Origin of the sequence: Undibacterium sp. SXout7W (genome assembly GCF_049339385.1) — a bacterium.
GTDB lineage: Bacteria > Pseudomonadota > Gammaproteobacteria > Burkholderiales > Burkholderiaceae_D > Undibacterium.
The window spans coordinates 3041-5892 of the sequence record NZ_JBMPPF010000040.1 but is presented as its reverse complement, the minus strand read 5'-3'; the positions used below and the strand labels follow the sequence as shown (position 1 = coordinate 5892).

Annotated in this window: 2 tRNA genes and 2 rRNA genes (1 of these 4 cut by a window edge); all 4 read left to right on the top strand. The window is 47.4% G+C overall.

Annotation, left to right across the window (positions count from 1 at the left end):
• Nucleotides 1-286 precede the first annotated feature (286 nt).
• Nucleotides 287-1817: ribosomal RNA gene (locus tag ACO0LB_RS20280) — 16S ribosomal RNA — on the top strand.
• Between the two features lie 142 nt (nt 1818-1959).
• Nucleotides 1960-2035 (top strand) — tRNA-Ala (locus ACO0LB_RS20275).
• 5 nt (nt 2036-2040) lie between these two features.
• Nucleotides 2041-2117, top strand: a tRNA-Ile gene (locus ACO0LB_RS20270).
• A gap of 443 nt (nt 2118-2560) precedes the next feature.
• Nucleotides 2561-2852: ribosomal RNA gene (locus ACO0LB_RS20265) — 23S ribosomal RNA — on the top strand (it continues 2682 nt past the right edge of the window).
• The 16S and 23S rRNA genes sit together here with 2 tRNA genes alongside, the layout of an rRNA operon.

Below are 2852 nucleotides of genomic sequence, written 5' to 3'. Positions count from 1 at the left end.
GGTTAGATCCTGCATAATCTCGCTTCTCTGCTGCTGACGAACACAACGCTTCGAAGCAAAAGCAGAAAAGAATACGGTTCTTTAACAATTAACAGTCAATAAATGTGGGCACTTGATAAAAGCGCACCGTTTTTCTTAATGGTAAACGGGATACTTAAAAAATATCAAATGTTCGCAAGAAATAACAAAGCAAGACGATTCTCAGCAATGAGAATCGAACTGTCAGTATTTTGAGTGAGCGACACCTTCGCAAGAAGGAGTTCAGAAATGAACAAAAACAGAGATTAAACTGAAGAGTTTGATCCTGGCTCAGATTGAACGCTGGCGGCATGCCTTACACATGCAAGTCGAACGGCAGCACGGGAGCAATCCTGGTGGCGAGTGGCGAACGGGTGAGTAATATATCGGAACATACCTATAAGTGGGGGATAACTATCCGAAAGGATAGCTAATACCGCATACGCTCTGAGGAGGAAAGCAGGGGACCTTCGGGCCTTGTGCTAATAGAGTGGCCGATATCTGATTAGCTAGTTGGTAGGGTAAAAGCCTACCAAGGCGACGATCAGTAGCTGGTCTGAGAGGACGACCAGCCACACTGGAACTGAGACACGGTCCAGACTCCTACGGGAGGCAGCAGTGGGGAATTTTGGACAATGGGGGCAACCCTGATCCAGCAATGCCGCGTGAGTGAAGAAGGCCTTCGGGTTGTAAAGCTCTTTTGTCAGGGAAGAAACGGTTGTGGCTAATATCCATAACTAATGACGGTACCTGAAGAATAAGCACCGGCTAACTACGTGCCAGCAGCCGCGGTAATACGTAGGGTGCAAGCGTTAATCGGAATTACTGGGCGTAAAGCGTGCGCAGGCGGTTATATAAGTCAGATGTGAAATCCCCGGGCTCAACCTGGGAACTGCATTTGAGACTGTATAGCTAGAGTGTGTCAGAGGGGGGTAGAATTCCACGTGTAGCAGTGAAATGCGTAGAGATGTGGAGGAATACCGATGGCGAAGGCAGCCCCCTGGGATAACACTGACGCTCATGCACGAAAGCGTGGGGAGCAAACAGGATTAGATACCCTGGTAGTCCACGCCCTAAACGATGTCTACTAGTTGTCGGGTCTTAATTGACTTGGTAACGCAGCTAACGCGTGAAGTAGACCGCCTGGGGAGTACGGTCGCAAGATTAAAACTCAAAGGAATTGACGGGGACCCGCACAAGCGGTGGATGATGTGGATTAATTCGATGCAACGCGAAAAACCTTACCTACCCTTGACATGGAAGGAATCCCGAAGAGATTTGGGAGTGCTCGAAAGAGAACCTTTACACAGGTGCTGCATGGCTGTCGTCAGCTCGTGTCGTGAGATGTTGGGTTAAGTCCCGCAACGAGCGCAACCCTTGTCATTAGTTGCTACGAAAGGGCACTCTAATGAGACTGCCGGTGACAAACCGGAGGAAGGTGGGGATGACGTCAAGTCCTCATGGCCCTTATGGGTAGGGCTTCACACGTCATACAATGGTACATACAGAGGGCCGCCAACCCGCGAGGGGGAGCTAATCCCAGAAAGTGTATCGTAGTCCGGATTGTAGTCTGCAACTCGACTACATGAAGTTGGAATCGCTAGTAATCGCGGATCAGCATGTCGCGGTGAATACGTTCCCGGGTCTTGTACACACCGCCCGTCACACCATGGGAGCGGGTTCTGCCAGAAGTAGGTAGCTTAACCGTAAGGAGGGCGCTTACCACGGCAGGGTTCGTGACTGGGGTGAAGTCGTAACAAGGTAGCCGTATCGGAAGGTGCGGCTGGATCACCTCCTTTCTAGAGTAGCGCCGTAGTTAAGTGTCCACTTTTATTGACTGTTAAATTAAATAACGAGAAGAAATTAAGGCTGAGTAATCAATAAGCTTTAATCCAAGAGTAGTGATGCTTCAGAAAGCGCAGTAGCTTGATGAAGGATAAGGGGGGTTTAGCTCAGCTGGGAGAGCACCTGCTTTGCAAGCAGGGGGTCGTCGGTTCGATCCCGTCAACCTCCACCAATACTGGGGCTGTAGCTCAGCTGGTTAGAGCACCGTGTTGATAACGCGGGGGTCGTTGGTTCGAGCCCAACCAGCCCTACCAAGACATCGATAGTACAAACCTAAGTCAGCAAAATTGAGAGAAGTAGCTCAATGGTCGTTGAAGCAAAGATTTAGGTTTGATCTTTCAAAGCGAAAGACAGAGTAATTTAAGTAGTATCTCGTTCTTTAACAATTCAGAAGAAGTAAAGTAGAAATAATCAAAATTTATTTCTGTAAAGGAAGTATCCGGAAGGATGCTTCGTTTGGTGTGACGACAGTTACACTGAATAATTTATGGAAGGGTTATGATTGTATCGAACAAACAAAGTATTAAAAGAGTTTGATCAAAAGCAGCCGAAAGGCAGTTTTAGAAAAAAATAAATTCTTGAGATACGGCAAACGCTAAAGTAATACTCATAAGTAGTAAAGAACTATAACCGTTTCTTGGTGATGAACCTGAAGTTAAAGAGATTTAACGGCAGACACCAGGAGTTAAAGTTATAGGGACAAGTGACTAAGTGCACATGGTGGATGCCTTGGCGATATCAGGCGATGAAGGACGTAGTAGCTTGCGATAAGCTGCGGGGAGTGAGCAAACACACATTGATCCGCAGATTTCCGAATGGGGAAACCCGGCCGTAAGGTCATCGTATTCTGAATACATAGGAATACGAAGCGAACGTGGCGAACTGAAACATCTAAGTAGCTACAGGAAAAGAAATCAACCGAGATTCCCAAAGTAGTGGCGAGCGAAATGGGAGGAGCCGCAAGTGATAGCAGATTTGATAGTAGAATG